The following is a 17,099-nucleotide window of genomic DNA, read 5'->3' on the forward strand; positions in this document are numbered from 1 at the left end:
TTCGCGCGGGTTCCCGGAAGGAGCATGCATGCGAGCCGTGGTGTTCGAGGAGTACGGAAAGCCGGCCGAGGTGCGGGACGTACCCGACCCGGAGCCCGCGGAGCACGGGGTGGTGGTCCGTGTCGAGGCCACCGGCCTCTGCCGCAGCGACTGGCACGGCTGGATGGGGCACGACCCGGACATCGCGCTGCCGCACGTGCCGGGTCACGAACTCGCCGGAGTGGTCGAGGCGGTGGGCCCCCGGGTGACCGGCTGGCGGCCCGGCGACCGGGTCACCGTGCCGTTCGTCTGCGCCTGCGGCGGCTGCCCGTCCTGCGCGGCGGGCGACCAGCAGGTGTGCGAGCGGCAGACCCAGCCCGGGTTCAGCCACTGGGGCTCCTTCGCCGAGTACGTCGCGCTCGACCACGCCGACGTCAATCTCGTCGCGCTGCCGGACGACATGGCGTACGCCACCGCCGCCGCCCTCGGCTGCCGCTTCGCCACCGCGTTCCGGGCCGTGGTGCAGCAGGGCCGGGTGGCGGCGGGGGAGTGGGTCGCGGTGCACGGCTGCGGCGGGGTCGGCCTGTCGGCGGTGATGATCGCGGCGGCCTCGGGGGCCCGGGTGGTCGCGGTCGACGTGTCTGCCCGGGCGCTGGAGCTGGCGCGGACGTTCGGCGCCGCCGAGTGCCTGGACGCGACCGGCGTGTCCGACCCGGCCGCCGCCGTCCGGGAGCTGACCGGCGGCGGCGCCCACCTCTCCCTCGACGCGCTCGGCTCGCCGGCCACCTGCGCCGCCTCCGTGAACGGCCTGCGCCGCCGCGGCCGGCACGTCCAGGTCGGCCTGCTGCCCGCGCCCGACGGCACCACCCCGGTCCCGCTGGCCCGCGCGACAGCCCTGGAGCTGGAGCTCCTCGGCAGCCACGGCATGGCCGCCCACGCCTATCCCGGCATGCTGCACCTGGTCCGCGCCGGCGTTCTGCGCCCGGACCTCCTGGTGACCCGGACGATCACCCTCGACGCGGCTCCGGCGGCGCTCGCGGCGATGGACACGGCGCCGGGCGGGGGCGTCACGGTCATCGAGCCCTGGAGCTGAGAGCCCAGCGCCCACCACCGCTCCCCCCGGCTTCCCCGCTGCCCGGCACCGCGTCCGCGAGAGCGCGTCAGTCCTCTCTGCGGCCGCGGTTGCCGGGACGGGAGGCGACCCAGGCGCGCACGGTGTCGGCGTACCAGTAGGGCTTGCCGCCCTCGACGTGGTCGGGCGGGGGCAGCAGCCCGTGCTTGCGGTAGGACCGTACGGTGTCCGGCTGCACCCGGATGTGCGCCGCGATCTCCTTGTAGGACCAGAGCCTTCGGTCGGCCATGCGTTGCACCTCCCCGCGCGCACCACGGCGGCGACCGGGAAGGGCCACCGGGGGGACCGGGCGCTGCGCTGATCACAAACCTGCGCCTGGTGAACGACGCTGCGTGACCGGCGGGGCCTCCCTGTCGTCCGGGTGTGACCGAGAACCCGCGTGCACGTGACATGTGTGACAAGAGGGCGGTCTTTGTGACACGGCCGCCATACAAGACGCCCCTGTGACGCCGCCTCCGGGCGGAGACTAGTCCGAATGTCTGGACAAAACATTGACATGGCTCGGCCTGCGGGACTAGAAAGCCGGGGAGAGCCATGACGAAGGGAAGCCGATGGCCTACGACCTGATCACCATGGGGCGGATCGGGGTAGACCTCTACCCGCTGCAGACCGGTGTCCCGCTCGCCCAGGTGTCGTCCTTCGGCAAGTTCCTCGGCGGGTCGGCGACGAACGTGGCGGTCGCCGCGGCCCGCCTCGGCCGGCGCACCGCCGTGATCACCCGTACCGGCGACGACCCGTTCGGCACCTACCTCCACGAGGCGCTGCGCGGCTTCGGCGTCGACGACCGCTGGGTCACCCCCGTCCCCGGCCTGCCGACTCCCGTCACCTTCTGCGAGGTCTTCCCGCCGGACGACTTCCCGCTCTACTTCTACCGGCAGCCCAAGGCCCCCGACCTGGAGATCGACGCCCACGAGCTGGACCTGGACGCCATCGGTGAGGCCCGGATCTTCTGGGTCACCGGCACCGGCCTGAGCGAGGAGCCGAGCCGTACGGCGACCCTGGCGGCCCTCGCCCACCGCGCCAAGGCGGGCAGCACCGTCTTCGACCTCGACTGGCGCCCCATGTTCTGGTCGGACCCCGGCGCCGCCCGCCCCTTCTACGCCGAGGCCCTGCGCCACGCCACCGTCGCCGTCGGCAACCTGGACGAGGTGGAGGTCGCGACCGGAGTGCGCGAGCCGCACGCCGCCGCCCGCGCCCTGCTGGACGCCGGGGTCGAGCTGGCCGTCGTCAAACAGGGGCCCAAGGGGGTCCTCGCCGTCAACCGGAAGGGTGAGTCGGCCGAGGTCCCGCCCCTGCCCGTCACCGTCCTGAACGGACTCGGCGCCGGGGACGCCTTCGGCGGCTCCCTCTGCCACGGCCTGCTGGCCGGCTGGGACCTGGAGACGGTCATGCGGCACGCCAACGCGGCCGGCGCCATCGTCGCCTCCCGCCTGGAGTGCTCCTCCGCGATGCCGACCCCCGACGAGGTGGCCGCCGCGCTCGACGCCGGAGCGGTGCTGTGAGGGCCGGCCGCGTCACCGGCACGCACCCCGAGGACGGCTCCGGCACCGGCCCCGGCACCCCGCCGGACGCTCCCCGCGAAGGCGCCGCACCCCCTCGTCCCGACGCCTTCGCGCACCCTCCCCGCCACGGCGCCGCAGACACCCCGCGCCGGGGCGTCGACGTGGGCGAACTCGTCCGGATCCGCACCCGGCACCCCGAGGCGATCGCGGAGGCCGCCGCCCGGCGGGTCCGCAGGCCGCTGCTGAACGAGAACGGGCGGCTGATGATCGTCGCCGCCGACCACCCGGCCCGTGGCGCGCTCGGCGTCGGCGACCGCAAGCTCGCCATGGCCAACCGCGCCGACCTGCTCGAACGCCTCTGCCTCGCGCTGTCCCGGCCCGGCGTCGACGGCGTCCTCGCCACCGCCGACATCCTGGACGACCTGCTCCTCCTCGGCGCCCTGGACCACAAGGTGGTCATGGGCTCCATGAACCGCGGCGGTCTGCAAGGAGCCAGCTTCGAGCTGGACGACCGGTTCACCGGCCACCGCCCGCAGGACATCGAGCGCCTCGGCTTCGACGCGGGCAAGCTGCTGCTGCGCGTCGACTACAGCGACCCCGGCTCCCTGAGCACCCTGGAGTCCACCGCCCGCGCCATCGACGCGATGGCCGAGCGCCGGCTGCCGGTGTTCGTGGAGCCGTTCATCAGCCGCCGCACCCCCGAAGGGAAGGTGAAGAACGACCTGTCCGCCGAAGCGGTCACCCGGTCCATCGCCATCGCCTCCGGTCTCGGCGGCTCCTCCGCCTACACCTGGCTGAAGGTGCCGGTCACCGAGAACCCCGACGACATGGCGCGGGTCATGGAGACCTCCACCCTGCCCGCCGTGCTGCTCGGCGGGGACATCGGCGGCTCGCCCGAGGACCAGGTCGCCACGTACGAGAAGTGGCGCGGCGCGCTCCGACTCCCCACCGTGCGCGGCCTGGTGGTAGGCCGCTCGCTGCTGTACCCGGCGGACGGCGATGTGGCCGCCGCCGTGGACACCGCCGTAGGACTGCTGTGAGGGCCGCATGACCAGCACCGACCTGCATCTTCCCCGGGGCGCCGCCGCGCAGGGCGACTACGCCGTCGACATCGGCCCCGCGTCGGCCGGCTGGACGCACAGCAGCCTGCGTGTCGTGGAGCTGGGGCCCGGTGGCAGCCATACGTTCAGCACCGGGGACAGTGAGTGGATCGTGCTTCCGCTGGAAGGCGGATGTACCGTACATATGGAGCACAACGAGTTCCAACTCCTGGGCCGGGAAAGCGTGTTCGCGAATGTCTCCGACTTCGCGTACGTGCCCCGGGACGCCCAGGTCCTGATCGCCTCCGGCGCGGGAGGCCGCTTCGCCCTGGCAGGAGCGAAGTGCGAGCGACGACTCCCCGCCCGCTACGGCCCCGCGCCGGAGGTCCCCGTCGAGGAGCGCGGCAGCGGCACCTGCGCCCGCCGGGTGCGCAACTTCGCCTCCGCCGACTCCTTCGCATGCGACAAGCTGATCGCCGTGGAGGTGATCACGCCGGGCGGCCACTGGTCCTCGTACCCGCCGCACAAGCACGACGAGCACCGGCCGGGCGAGGAGTCCGAGCTGGAGGAGATCTACTACTTCGAGATCGACGGCCCGGACGGGCTCGGCTACCAGCGGGTGTTCCCCTCGCGGGAGGGCGGTTCGGACGTCCTCGCCGAGGTGCGCTCCGGCGACGCCGTCCTCGTCCCCGACGGCTGGCACGGCCCGTCCATCGCCCAGCCCGGGCACGACATGTACTACCTGAACGTCATGGCGGGCCCGGGGGAGACCCGGGAATGGCGGATCTGTTTCCACCCCGACCACGTAGACAGCACAGGGGGCTACCGATGACGATCCGGCTGACCGTCGCCCAGGCACTCGTCCGCTTCCTCGCCGCCCAGTACACCGAGCGGGACGGCCGGCGGCAGCGGCTGATCGGCGCCACCTGGGGCATCTTCGGGCACGGCAACGTCGCCGGCATCGGCCAGGCCCTGGTCGAGTACGCGGACGTGATGCCGTATCACCAGGGCCGCAACGAGCAGTCCATGGTGCACGCGGCGGTCGGCTACGCCCGCCAGTCGAACCGCCTGTCCACGCACGCGGTCACGACGTCGATCGGCCCCGGCGCCACGAACCTCGTCACCGGCGCCGCCCTCGCGACCGTCAACCACCTCCCGGTGCTGCTCCTGCCCGGTGACGTCTTCGCCGCCCGCCCCGCCGACCCGGTCCTCCAGCAGCTGGAGCTGCCGTACGCGGGCGACGTCTCGGTCAACGACACCCTGCGCCCGGTGTCGAAGTACTTCGACCGCGTCACCCGCCCGGAGGCCCTGATCCCGAGCGCCCTCCAGGCCGTGCGGGTCCTCACCGACCCCGTGGAGACCGGCGCCGTCACGCTCGCCCTGCCGCAGGACGTGCAGGCGGAGGCCTTCGACTGGCCGGAGGAGTTCTTCTCGACGCGGGTGTGGACGGTACGGCGGCCGGGCGCGGACCCGACCGAGCTGGCGGAGGCGGTCCGGGCGATCCGCTCCGCCGCACGGCCCCTCGTCATCGCCGGCGGCGGGGTCCACCACAGCCGCGCCGAGGAGGCCCTCGCCGAGTTCGCGGCGGCGACGCGCATCCCGGTCGCCTCCACCCAGGCCGGGAAGGGCTCACTGCGGTACGACCATCCGCAGGACGTCGGCGGGGTCGGCCACACCGGCACCGCGACCGCCGACGAGCTGGCCCGCACCGCCGACCTGGTCATCGGCGTCGGCACCCGGTACACCGACTTCACCACGGCGTCCGGCACCCTGTTCGAGAATCCGGCCGTCCGCTTCCTGAACCTCAACATCGCGCCGTTCGACGGTCACAAGCTGGCCGGGCTGCCGCTGGTCGCCGACGCCCGCAGCGGTCTGGGCGAGCTGACCGAGGCACTGGCCATGCACGGCCACGGCGTCGCCGACTCCTACGTCCGCGAGTACACCGAGGGCAAGGAGCGCTGGGAGCGGCGCGTCGACGCCTGCTTCGAGGCCGGCGAGACGGACGTACGGCCGAGCCAGACCCAGGTCATCGGCGCCCTGGACGCGCTGGTGGACGAGTCGGACGTCATCATCAACGCGGCCGGCTCGCTCCCGGGCGACCTGCACAAGCTGTGGCGGGCGCGGTCGTACGACCAGTACCACCTGGAGTACGGCTACTCCTGCATGGGCTACGAGATCCCGGCCGCCCTCGGGGTGAAGCTCGCCGCGCCCGAGCGGAACGTGTGGGCACTGGTCGGCGACGGCACCTACCTGATGATGCCGACGGAGATCGTGACCGCGGTGCAGGAGGGCATCGCGATCAAGATCCTGCTGGTGCAGAACCACGGGTACGCCTCGATCGGCGGGCTCTCCGACTCGGTGGGCGGCGAGCGGTTCGGCACGGCCTACCGCTACACCGCCGAGGACGGCACCTTCACCGGCGCCCCGCTCCCCGTCGACCTCGCCGCCAACGCGGCCAGCCTCGGCATGCGGGTGCTGCGCGCGAAGACCGTACGGGACCTGCGCGCGGCGCTCGCGGAGGCGCGCGCGGCCGACACACCCACATGTGTCTACGTGGAGACGGAAACGTCCGACACTGTGTCGGGGGCGCCCCCGGCGCAGGCCTGGTGGGATGTTCCTGTGGCCGAGACCGCGACCCGACCTTCCGCGGTCAAGGCACGTGAGCTGTACGAACGGCACGTCTCGACCCGACGCCGCCATCTGTGAGAAGGAGTCCCCGGACATGACGAAGATCGTCAACCACTGGATCGGCGGGAAGACCGTCGAAGGCGCGTCGGGTGAGTTCGGGCCGGTCACCGACCCGGCGACCGGCGCGGTCACCACGAAGGTCGCGTTCGCGTCGGTGGAGGAGGTGGACGCGGCCGTCGCGGCGGCCAAGGACGCCTACCTGACCTGGGGCCAGTCCTCGCTGGCGCAGCGCACGTCCATCCTGTTCAGGTTCCGGGCGCTGCTCGACGCGCACCGGGACGAGATCGCCGAGCTGATCACCGCCGAGCACGGCAAGGTGCACTCGGACGCGCTCGGCGAGGTCGCGCGCGGCCTGGAGATCGTGGACCTGGCCTGCGGGATCAACGTCCAGCTGAAGGGCGAGCTGTCCACACAGGTCGCGAGCCGGGTGGACGTGGCCGCGATCCGTCAGCCGCTCGGTGTCGTCGCCGGCATCACGCCGTTCAACTTCCCGGCGATGGTCCCGATGTGGATGTTCCCGATCGCCATCGCGTGCGGGAACACGTTCGTGCTGAAGCCGAGCGAGAAGGACCCGTCGGCGTCGGTCCGCCTCGCCGAGCTGCTGGCCGAGGCCGGACTGCCCGACGGTGTCTTCAACGTCGTGCACGGTGACAAGGCGGCCGTGGACCGCCTGCTGGAGCACCCGGACGTGAAGGCCGTCTCCTTCGTCGGCTCGACCCCGATCGCCCGTTACATCCACACCACCGCCTCCGCCAACGGCAAGCGCGTGCAGGCCCTCGGCGGCGCCAAGAACCACATGCTGGTGCTGCCGGACGCCGACCTGGACGCGGCGGCCGACGCGGCGGTCAGCGCCGCGTACGGCTCCGCGGGCGAGCGCTGCATGGCCATCTCGGCGGTCGTGGCGGTGGGCGCCATCGGCGACACACTGGTGGAGAAGATCCGCGAGCGCGCCGAGAAGATCAAGATCGGTCCGGGCAACGACCCGACGTCCGAGATGGGCCCGCTGATCACCAAGGCGCACCGCGACAAGGTGGCCTCGTACGTGGAGGGCGCCGCCGCCGAGGGCGCCGAGGTGGTGCTCGACGGCACCGGCTACACCGTCGAGGGCTTCGAGGACGGCCACTGGATCGGCATCTCGCTGCTGGACAAGGTGCCGACCAGCGCGAAGGCGTACCAGGACGAGATCTTCGGCCCGGTGCTGTGCGTGCTGCGCGCCGAGACCTACGAGGAGGGCGTGGCGCTCATCAACGCCTCGCCGTTCGGCAACGGCACCGCGATCTTCACCCGGGACGGCGGCGCCGCCCGCCGCTTCCAGCTGGAGATCGAGGCCGGCATGGTCGGCGTGAACGTGCCGATCCCGGTGCCGGTGGGCTACCACTCCTTCGGCGGCTGGAAGGACTCGCTCTTCGGCGACCACCACATCTACGGCAACGACGGCACGCACTTCTACACCCGCGGCAAGGTCGTCACCACGCGCTGGCCCGACCCGGCCGACGCCCCGGCGGGCGTGGACCTGGGCTTCCCGCGCAACCACTGAGCCGATCGGCACGGTGCCCCGTCTCCCCCATGCGGGAGGGCGGGGCACCGGTGCGTTCCGTCCTGCCGGCTGCGCTGTTGACATGGCCGCGACTGGATTAGCCGTCCGGATATCGGAAGGCTGACATTTTTTTGAAACCTTGGCTGCGGTTCCCGTTCAGCCCGGACGAAACGGGTGACGAAGGGACTGCCGCTAGATGACCTTCAAAAGCAAGGTCACATCGGCTATGGGCTTGATGGATACGCCCATAGGGCGTCACGGCCTGGGAAAGTGATGCGGCGCACAGTCGTCCCGAGGTGCGGATTCCGAAGGTAAACGGCCATTGACGTGGTGGTTTTCGTCGGGGTTCGCTATGCAGCGCCGGGAGCGGACGAGACGAACGTACGACGATCCGCCGGAGGCGATAGCGCTCCCGACCCCCATCCAGCCGCTCACGTCGAACGGAACCGCCGTATGACCGACACGCTCCAGAAGTCCGTGGTAGACACCGCGACGGCCCCCGCACCCGGGCTGAAGCGTTCCATCGGTGTCGTCGGCGGCACGCTGCTGACGCTGTCGTGCGTCACGCCCGCCTCCACGCTCTTCGTCGTCGTTCCCGACCTGTTCGGTTCCCTCGGCACCGCCACCGCCCTGACGATCGCCATCGGCTCGCTCCTCTGTATCGCCGTGGCGTTCTGCTACTCCGAACTGGGCACCCTGATCCCCAGCGCGGGCGGCGAGTACGCCATGGTCTCCACGATGGCCGGACGGCTCGCGGGCTGGCTGGTCTTCGTGCTCTCCCTGCTGGTCGTCATGATCGTGCCCCCGGTGATCGCGATGGGCACCGCGGACTACCTCACCCCCATCGTCCACCTGGACCCGTCCATGACGGGCGCCGGAGTGATGCTGCTGGCGACCCTCGCCGGCCTGCTGGACCTGCGCGCCAACGCCTGGATCACCGGCATCTTCCTCGTTCTGGAGGTCATCGCCGCCGGGGTCGTCGCCCTGCTGGGCTTCTCGCACGGCCACCGCGGGGTGGGCAGCCTGGTCTCCATGCAGGTGGCCGGCGCGAACGGCCACACCGACACCGTGACGGCCATGCTGGTGGTCTCCGGCCTCGCCATCGCCCTCTTCGTCACCCAGGGCTTCTCGACCGCCGTCTACCTGTCGGAGGAACTGGAGAACCCGCGCCGCAACGTCGCCCGGACGGTCCTCGCCACCCTCGCCATCTCCACCGTGGTCATCCTGGTGCCGGTCACCGCCATCACCATGGGCGCCTCCGACCTCAAGGAACTGACCGGCGGCGACATCAGCTCCATGGTCACCGCCTGGTCCAACTCCGCGGTCGGCACCTTCGTCAGCCTCTGCGTGGCCCTCGCGATCATCAACGCGGGCATCGTCATGGTCATCCAGAACTCCCGCGTCCTGTTCGCCTCGGCCCGCGACAAGGCCTGGCCCGGCCCGGTCAACACCGTCTTCTCCAAGCTCGGCCGCTTCGGCTCCCCCTGGGTCGCCACCCTCGCGGTCGGCGTCCCCGGCGCGGTGCTCTGCTTCGTCAACCTGGACACCCTGTACGGCGTCACCGGCGTCTCGGTGACCGGCATGTACCTGCTCGTCGCCATCGCCGCCCTGCTCGCCCGCCGCGGCTCCCACAAGCACACCCCCGCCTGGCGGATGCCGCTGTGGCCCGCGATGCCGGTCCTGCTCATCGCCGTCCTGGCCTACATCCTGACCCAGCAGGAGACGAGCTACCTGCTGTGGACCGGCGGCATCACCGCGGTGGCGACCCTCTACTGGGCCCTGTACCTGCGCCCGCGCCGCGACACCCACTGGCTGGTGTCGATCCCGGAGGACGCGCAGGCCTGAGCCCCGCGGGGGCGCGGGGCCGTATCACCCCGCGGGCGCGCCGCGCGGTCGCCGCCCGTACCGCGGTCGCGGTAGGAGACGGCGGACCCGTACTCCCGAGGGAGGGTTCGCCGTTCAACCCCAGGTCGGCGGCGATTGTCAGCACCGCCCCGTACCGTTGACGCATGGATCTTCGACTGCCCGCCCTGCGCGGCCTGCTGCGGAGGCCCCGCCGGCTGCTGGCCGCCGGGGCCGCCGTCGTGGTGCTCGCCGGCGCCGGGACGTGGACGGCGGCCGTCGCCTCCGACGACCCGCGGGCCGTGCGCCGCAGCGACCAGGTCATGGCGGTCGACGGGGTGCGCCTGGACACCTCGTACTTCACCCCGGCCGGCTCCGGCCGGCACCCCGCCGTCCTGCTCGCGCACGGCTTCGGCGGCAGCAAGGACGACATGCGCCGGCAGGCCGAGGACCTCGCCCGGGACGGGTACGCGGTCCTGACCTGGTCCGCGCGCGGGTTCGGCGGCTCGACCGGGAAGATCGGCCTCAACGACCCCGAGGGCGAGGTCGCCGACGTCTCCCGGCTCATCGACTGGCTGGCCCGGCAGCCCCAGGTGCGGCTCGACAAGCCGGGCGACCCGCGCGTCGGCGTGGCCGGCGGCTCCTACGGCGGCGCGATCTCCCTGCTCGCCGCCGGGTACGACCACCGGGTCGACGCCATCGCCCCGGCCATCACCTACTGGAACCTCGCGGACGCCCTGTTCCCGGACGACGTGTTCAAGAAGCTCTGGGCCGGCGTCTTCGTCAACACCGGCGGGGGCTGCGCGAAGTTCCAGCCCGCGCTGTGCCGGATGTACGAGCGGGTCGCCGAGTCCGGCACCCCGGACCCCGCCGCCCGGAAGCTGCTGGAGGAACGCTCGCCGTCCGCGGTCGGCGACCGGATCAAGGTGCCCACGCTGCTGGTGCAGGGGCAGACGGACTCCCTGTTCCCGCTCGGCCAGGCCGACGCCGCCGCGAAGGCGATCCGCGCGAACGGCGCCCCCGTCGACGTCGACTGGATCGCCGGCGGGCACGACGGCGGCGACATGGAGACGAGCCGGGTCGAGGCACGCGTGCGTACGTGGTTCGACCGCTACCTGAAGGGCGACAAGGGCACCGACACCGGCCCGGCCTTCCGCGTCACCCGCACCGGCGGCGTCGACTCCACCGACGGCACCGCCCAACTGCGCGGCGCGAGCGCCGCCGCCTACCCCGGCCTGCGCGACCATCCGCGCCCCATCGCCCTCACCGGCGGCACCCAGCGCGTCGCCAACCCGGCCGGAGCCAGCCCGCCCGGTGTCTCCGCGCTGCCCGGCCTCGGCGGCTCCGGCGGCCTCGCGCAGCTCTCCGCGCTCGGCGTCGGCGTCTCCCTGGACTTCCCCGGCCAGTACGCCCGGTTCGACTCCGCGCCCCTCACCCGCGACCTGCGCATCACCGGCACCCCGACCGCCACCGTGCGCATCACCTCCACCCGCGACGACGCCGTCCTGTTCGGCAAGGTCTACGACGTCGGCCCCGACGGAAAGCGGCAGGTGCTGCCCGCCCAGCTCGTCGCCCCCTTCCGGGTGACCGGCGCCAAGGCGGGCAAGGACGTCACCGTCACGCTCCCGGCGATCGACCACGAGGTGCAGAGGGGCCACCGGCTCCGCCTGGTCCTCGCCTCCACCGACCTCGGCTACGCCTCCCCGGCCGCCCCGGCCACGTACACCGTCTCCCTGAAGGGGGCCCTGAGCGTGCCGACGGCTCCCGCCGTCACCACCGCCGCCGCGCCCCTGCCGGCCTGGGTCTGGTGGCTGCCCGCGGCCGGCGCGGCCGCCGCCCTCGCGCTGCTGCTCACCACCCGCCGCCGGACGTCCGCCCCCGCGCCCGACCCCGGGCTGGCCGAGGTCCCGCTGGTGATCACCGGCCTGAGCAAGCGGTACGCCGGGTCCACCGACCGGTACGCCGTCCGGGACCTCTCCTTCCGCGTGGAGAAGGGCCAGGTCCTCGGCCTGCTCGGACCGAACGGCGCGGGCAAGACCACCACCCTGCGCATGCTGATGGGCCTCATCCGGCCGGACGCCGGCGAGATCCGCGTCTTCGGCCACACCATCCGGCCCGGCGCGTCCGTGCTCTCCCGCGTCGGCGCGTTCGTCGAGGGCGCCGGCTTCCTGCCCCACCTGTCCGGCCGGGAGAACCTGGAGCTGTACTGGCGGGCCACCGGCCGCCCGCCCGAGGACGCCCACCTGGACGAGGCCCTGGAGATCGCCGGGCTCGGCGACGCGCTCGCCCGCGCGGTCCGCACGTACTCGCAGGGCATGCGGCAGCGCCTCGCCATCGCCCAGGCCATGCTGGGCCTGCCCGACCTGCTCATCCTCGACGAGCCCACCAACGGCCTGGACCCGCCCCAGATCCGCGAGATGCGCGAGGTGATGATCCGCTACGCGGCCGGCGGCCGTACGGTGATCGTCTCCAGTCATCTCCTCGCCGAGGTGGAGCAGTCCTGCACCCACCTGGTGGTGATGGACCGCGGCCGGCTGGTGCAGGCGGGCCCGGTCCGGGAGATCGTCGGCTCCGGCGACACCCTGCTGGTCGGCACCGCCGTACCGGTGCAGGAGCCGGTGGTGGAGAAGGTGGGCGCGCTGGACGGCGTCGCCTCCGCCGTGCGCACCGACGACGGGCTGCTGATCCGGCTGGAACCCGGCGGCACCGCCGAGCGGCTGGTCGTGGAGCTGGTGCGGCTGGAGGTGCCGGTCGCCTCCGTCGGCCCGCACCGGCGCCTGGAAGACGCCTTCCTCACCCTGATCGGAGGTTCCGCATGAGCACGCTCACCGAGGTCGCCTCCGGCTATCAGGCGGGGCGCACCCTGCCGCTGCGGGTCGAGCTGGTCCGCCAGCTCAAGCGGCGCCGCACGCTGGTCATGGGCGCCGTCCTGGCCGTACTGCCGTTCGTGCTGCTGATCGCCTTCGCCATCGGCGGCGACCCGGGCGGCCGGAACAACCAGGTCACCCTGATGGACACGGCCACCGCCTCCGGCGCCAACTTCGCCGCCGTAAACCTGTTCGTCTCGGCGGGCTTCCTGCTGGTGATCCCCGTCGCCCTGTTCTGCGGGGACACGGTCGCCTCGGAGGCCGGCTGGTCCTCGCTGCGCTATCTGCTCGCCGCGCCGGTGCCCCGGGCCCGGCTGCTGTGGTCCAAGCTCGTGGTCGCGCTCGGCATGAGCCTCGCCGCGATGGTGCTGCTGCCGGTCGTGGCGCTCGCCGCCGGCACGGCCGCCTACGGCTGGGGGCCGCTGCAGATACCGACCGGCGGCGCGCTGGAGGTGGGTACGGCGGCCCAGCGGCTCCTGGTGGCCGTGGCGTACATCTTCGTGTCCCAGCTGGTCACCGCCGGGCTGGCGTTCTGGCTGTCCACCAGGACGGACGCCCCGCTCGGCGCGGTCGGCGGCGCGGTCGGCCTGACCATCGTGGGCAACGTCCTGGACGCCGTCACGGCCCTCGGCCACTGGCGTGACTTCCTGCCCGCGCACTGGCAGTTCGCGTGGGCCGACGCCGTCCAGCCCCGCCCCGAGTGGTCCGGCATGATCCAGGGCACCGCGCTCTCCATAACGTACGCCCTGGTGCTGTTCGCCCTGGCCTTCCGGGGTTTCGCCCGCAAGGACGTCGTCTCCTAGGTCACCGGCGCGTCACCCACCGGTCACGACGGGCCGCCGCCGTGGCCGGTTCGCAATCCATCCGCAACTCCCCGGGACGCACGTTCCGGGCCCTCGCCCCGTCACAGTCGGCAGCGGACGCACACGTCCGGTGCCGACAGGCCGAGGGGGAGGACGCGATGGACCGGTACGGGGACCGACAGACACGGCGGGCGCTGCTCGCGCTCACGGCCGCGGCCGGACTGCTGCTGACGGCGTGCAGCGCGGGCGGCGCCGCGCGGCCGGCCGACGGCAAGGCCCGCGACGGCGGGTCCGGCCTGGTCCGCCAGGACGCCGGCGGCCGGCTGTCCACCTTCGCGCTCGACGTCGACACCGCCTCCTACACCTACGCCCGCCGCACCCTCGCCGAGGGCCGCAGGCCCGATCCGCGGACCGTGCGGCCCGAGGAGTTCGTCAACAGCTTCCGCCAGGACTACCGGCGGCCCGACGGCAACGGCTTCACGGTCACCGTCGACGGCGCCCGCACCGGCGAGGCGGACTGGTCCCTGGTCCGCGTCGGCCTCGCCACCCGGCCCGCCGCGCCGGACGCGCACCGCCCGCCCGCCGCGCTCACCTTCGTCGTCGACACCTCCGGCTCCATGGGCGAACCCGGCCGCCTGGACCTCGCCCAGCACGCCCTGACCACCCTGGCGGACCGGCTGCGCGACGACGACTCCGTCGCCCTCGTCACCTTCAGCGAGGACGCCGAGACCGTGCTGCCGATGACCCGGCTCGGCGGCCACCGCGGCACGGTCCGCGACGCCGTCGACAGCCTGGAGCCGCAGAACTCCACCAACCTCGGCGCGGGCGTCGAGGAGGGCTACGCCACCGCCGTGGAGGGCGCCCGCAAGGGGGCCACCAACCGGGTGGTGCTCGTCTCCGACGCCCTCGCCAACACCGGCGAGACCAGCGCGGACGCGATCCTCCGCCGGATCGACGACGCCCGCCGCGAACACGGCATCACCCTCTTCGGGGTCGGCGTCGGCAGCACCTACGGCGACTCCCTCATGGAACGCCTCGCCGACCGGGGCGACGGCCACACCGTGTACGTCTCCGATCCCGGCGAGGCCGACGAGGTCTTCGCCGGCCAGCTCCCGAGGAACATCGAGCTGACCGCCCGGGACGCCAAGGCCCAGGTCGCCTTCGACCCGCACACCGTCACCGCCTTCCGCCTCATCGGCTACGACGACCGCAGGATCGCCGACCGGGACTTCCGCGACGACCGGGTCGACGGCGGCGAGGTGGGCCCCGGGCACACCGTCACCGCCCTGTACGCCGTCCACACCCGGCACGGCGCCCGCGGTCACCTCGCCACCGCCACCGTCCGCTGGCTCGACCCGGTGACCCGCGACCCGCACGAGGCGTCGGGCGGCCTGGAGACCGGGGCCCTGGCCGGCTCGGTCTGGCGGGCGAGCCCCCGCTTCCAGGTCACCGCGGTCGCGGCGTACTTCGCCGACGCCCTGCGCATCCGCTCGGCGGACCGCCCGGCCCTCCCCGGCGCCCCCGGCCTGACCGGCCTCGCCCGCAGGGCCGCCGGGCTGGCCGCCAGCACCGAGGACGCCGACGTGCGCGGCCTCGCCGACGCCATCCGCCAGGCGAGCGGCACCGAGCCCGCGGAGTGAACTCCGAGTGATCCCCGCGGGCCCATTGACCTTTCCTTACTTACGAGTAAGTTGACTTTTCGGTAAGGACCTTGGGCAGGCCACGCACCGCCACCGGGAGCCGTCATGGGCGTACGCAGGGATCTGAAACGGGCACGGCAGCACGCCGATCTCGCGGACCGCGCCGCGGTGGAGGTGGTCCGGGACGCCACGGGCGCGGTCCGCGAGGTGCGCGCCGCACCCCTGGCGCCCCCGCTCACCACCGGCTCCCTGGCAGACCTGCCGTTCACGCACGCGGCCGGGACCCCCGACGCCGTGCTGCTGCGCCGCCGCGACCGCGACGGCGCCTGGCACCCGGTGACCGCGTCCGCCTTCGCCGCCGAGGTCGCCGCCGTCGCCAAGGGGCTCGTCGCCGCCGGGCTCGAACCCGGCGGCCGGATCGCGGTGATGTCCCGCACCCGCTACGAGTGGACCGTCCTGGACTTCGCGATCTGGGCGGCCGGCGGCCAGTCCGTGCCGGTCTACCCGACCTCCTCCGCCGAGCAGGTCGAGTGGATCGTCCGCGACTCCGGGGCCCGGTTCGTCGTCACCGAGACCATGGCGAACGCCGCCACCGTCACCACCGGCACGGCCGGCCACCCGCACCCCCCGCGCCTGTGGCAGCTCGACGCCGACGCCCTCGGCGACCTCGCCGTCCTCGGCCGGGACCTCCCCGACGACGAACTCGCCAAGCGGCGCGGGGCGCTCGGTCCCGACACCATCGCGACCCTCTGCTACACCTCCGGCACCACCGGCCGCCCCAAGGGCTGCGTCCTCACCCACGCCAACCTGCACGCCGAGGCGGCCAACACCGTCGAGCTGCTGCACCCCGTCTTCCAGGCGGTCACCGGTCAGGCCGCGTCCACGCTGCTCTTCCTGCCGCTCGCCCACATCCTCGGCCGCACCCTCCAGCTCGCCTGCCTGCTGGCCCGCATCGAGACCGGCCACTTCCCGAGCGTGCGACCCGACGAACTGCGGCCCGCGCTCAAGGAGTTCCGGCCCACCTTCCTGGTCGGGGTGCCGTACCTCTTCGAGAAGATCCACGACACCGGGCGGGCCACCGCGGAGAAACTCGGCCGGGCCGCCTCCTTCGACCGCGCCGAACGCGTCGCCGTCCGCTTCGGCGAGGCCCACCTGCGGAAGTTCCTCGGCACCGGCAAGGGCCCGGGACCCGGCCTGTACGCCGCCTGGGCGCTGTACGACCTGCTGGTCTACCGCCGCATCCGCAAGGAGCTGGGCGGCCGGACGCGGTACGCCATCAGCGGCGGCTCCCCACTGGACCGCGACCTCAACCTGTTCTTCCTCGCGGCCGGCATCGCCGTCTACGAGGGCTACGGCCTCACCGAGACCAGCGCCGCCGCCACGATCGTGCCGCCGCTCACGCCCCGCCCCGGCACGGTCGGCCGGCCGGTGCCGGGCGTCTGCGTGCGCCTCGCCGACGACGGGGAGGTGCTGATCAGAGGCGGGGTGGTCTTCACGTCGTACTGGAACGACCCGGCCGCCACGGACGCCGTACTGCACGGCGGCTGGTTCGCGACCGGTGACCTCGGCGCGCTCGACGACGACGGATACCTCACCATCACCGGCCGCAAGAAGGACATCCTCGTCACCTCCGGCGGCAAGAACGTCTCGCCGTCCGTCCTGGAGGACCGGCTGCGCAGCCGCCCACCCGTCGGCCAGTGCCTGGTCGTCGGCGACAACCGGCCCTTCGTCGCCGCGCTGATCACCCTCGACCCGGAAGCGGTCGCCCACTGGCTGTCCGTACGGAAGCTGCCGCCGGACACCCCGCTGTCCACGCTGGTGCGCGACGAGCGGCTGCGCGCCGCGGTGCAGAAGGCGGTCGACCACGCCAACGAGGCGGTCTCCCGCGCCGAGTCGATCCGCGCGTTCGCGCTGGTCGACGGAGAGTTCACCGAGGAGAACGGGCTGCTGACCCCGTCGCTGAAGGTCAAGCGGCACGCGGTGACGGCCGCGTACGCGGAGCAGATCGAGGAGCTGTACCGGCGCTGACCGGCCGACCGGGCCGCGGACACGCGGAAGCGGGCCGCCGA

The 17,099-nt window shown here is 73.2% G+C and carries 12 protein-coding genes; 11 read left to right on the top strand and 1 reads right to left on the bottom strand.

Going from position 1 to position 17,099, the window contains the following annotated elements:
* Nucleotides 1–28: 28 nt before the first annotated feature.
* On the top strand, nucleotides 29–1,072 hold the full coding sequence (locus AB0947_RS13325) for a zinc-dependent alcohol dehydrogenase family protein (RefSeq protein WP_366750463.1): 1,044 nt from the start codon (nucleotides 29–31) through the stop codon (nucleotides 1,070–1,072).
* Between the two features lie 67 nt (nucleotides 1,073–1,139).
* On the opposite strand, the gene AB0947_RS13330 is transcribed toward AB0947_RS13325, so the two are convergent.
* Nucleotides 1,140–1,340 (bottom strand): MerR family transcriptional regulator, encoded by a 201-nt coding sequence (locus AB0947_RS13330; RefSeq protein WP_103810279.1) that lies wholly within the window; start codon nucleotides 1,338–1,340, stop codon nucleotides 1,140–1,142.
* Nucleotides 1,341–1,662: 322 nt separating this feature from the next.
* Here AB0947_RS13330 and iolC point away from each other — a divergent pair, with 322 nt between their 5' ends.
* From iolC to AB0947_RS13380, 10 genes are all read left to right on the top strand, one after another.
* Entirely contained in the window at nucleotides 1,663–2,613 is a 951-nt protein-coding gene (iolC, locus tag AB0947_RS13335) for a 5-dehydro-2-deoxygluconokinase (RefSeq protein WP_366750464.1), read from the top strand.
* A gap of 161 nt (nucleotides 2,614–2,774) precedes the next feature.
* Nucleotides 2,775–3,653, top strand: coding sequence for a deoxyribose-phosphate aldolase (locus tag AB0947_RS13340; protein ID WP_366750607.1), 879 nt, complete (start codon nucleotides 2,775–2,777; stop codon nucleotides 3,651–3,653).
* 7 nt (nucleotides 3,654–3,660) lie between these two features.
* Complete coding sequence (gene iolB / locus AB0947_RS13345) at nucleotides 3,661–4,485, top strand: 5-deoxy-glucuronate isomerase (protein WP_366750465.1); 825 nt, start codon at nucleotides 3,661–3,663, stop codon at nucleotides 4,483–4,485.
* Nucleotides 4,482–6,359, top strand: a complete 1,878-nt coding sequence (gene iolD, locus AB0947_RS13350; RefSeq protein WP_366750466.1) for a 3D-(3,5/4)-trihydroxycyclohexane-1,2-dione acylhydrolase (decyclizing) — start codon at nucleotides 4,482–4,484, stop codon at nucleotides 6,357–6,359. The genes iolB and iolD overlap by 4 nt, the downstream gene beginning before the upstream one ends.
* A gap of 16 nt (nucleotides 6,360–6,375) precedes the next feature.
* The gene (gene mmsA / locus AB0947_RS13355; RefSeq protein WP_366750467.1) at nucleotides 6,376–7,878 is read left to right on the top strand and encodes a CoA-acylating methylmalonate-semialdehyde dehydrogenase; all 1,503 of its coding nucleotides are present in this window, start codon (nucleotides 6,376–6,378) and stop codon (nucleotides 7,876–7,878) included.
* A 453-nt stretch (nucleotides 7,879–8,331) separates the two neighbouring features.
* A complete protein-coding gene (locus AB0947_RS13360) occupies nucleotides 8,332–9,723 on the top strand; it encodes an APC family permease (protein WP_366750468.1) in 1,392 nt (463 codons plus the stop codon).
* Between the two features lie 164 nt (nucleotides 9,724–9,887).
* Nucleotides 9,888–12,539 carry a CocE/NonD family hydrolase gene (locus AB0947_RS13365; RefSeq protein ID WP_366750469.1) on the top strand — a complete coding sequence of 884 codons (2,652 nt, stop codon included), beginning with the start codon at nucleotides 9,888–9,890 and terminating at the stop codon, nucleotides 12,537–12,539.
* On the top strand, nucleotides 12,536–13,390 hold the full coding sequence (locus AB0947_RS13370; RefSeq protein ID WP_366750470.1) for an ABC transporter permease: 855 nt from the start codon (nucleotides 12,536–12,538) through the stop codon (nucleotides 13,388–13,390). Before AB0947_RS13365 ends, AB0947_RS13370 begins: the two co-directional genes overlap by 4 nt.
* 158 nt (nucleotides 13,391–13,548) lie before the next feature.
* Entirely contained in the window at nucleotides 13,549–15,030 is a 1,482-nt protein-coding gene (locus AB0947_RS13375) for a von Willebrand factor type A domain-containing protein (protein WP_366750471.1), read from the top strand.
* A 105-nt stretch (nucleotides 15,031–15,135) separates the two neighbouring features.
* Nucleotides 15,136–17,058, top strand: a complete 1,923-nt coding sequence (locus AB0947_RS13380; RefSeq protein WP_366750472.1) for an AMP-dependent synthetase/ligase — start codon at nucleotides 15,136–15,138, stop codon at nucleotides 17,056–17,058.
* The last annotated feature ends 41 nt before the right edge of the window (nucleotides 17,059–17,099 follow it).

The sequence above is a fragment of the Streptomyces sp. NPDC047841 genome (genome assembly GCF_040704085.1).
Classification (GTDB): domain Bacteria; phylum Actinomycetota; class Actinomycetes; order Streptomycetales; family Streptomycetaceae; genus Streptomyces; species Streptomyces argyrophylli.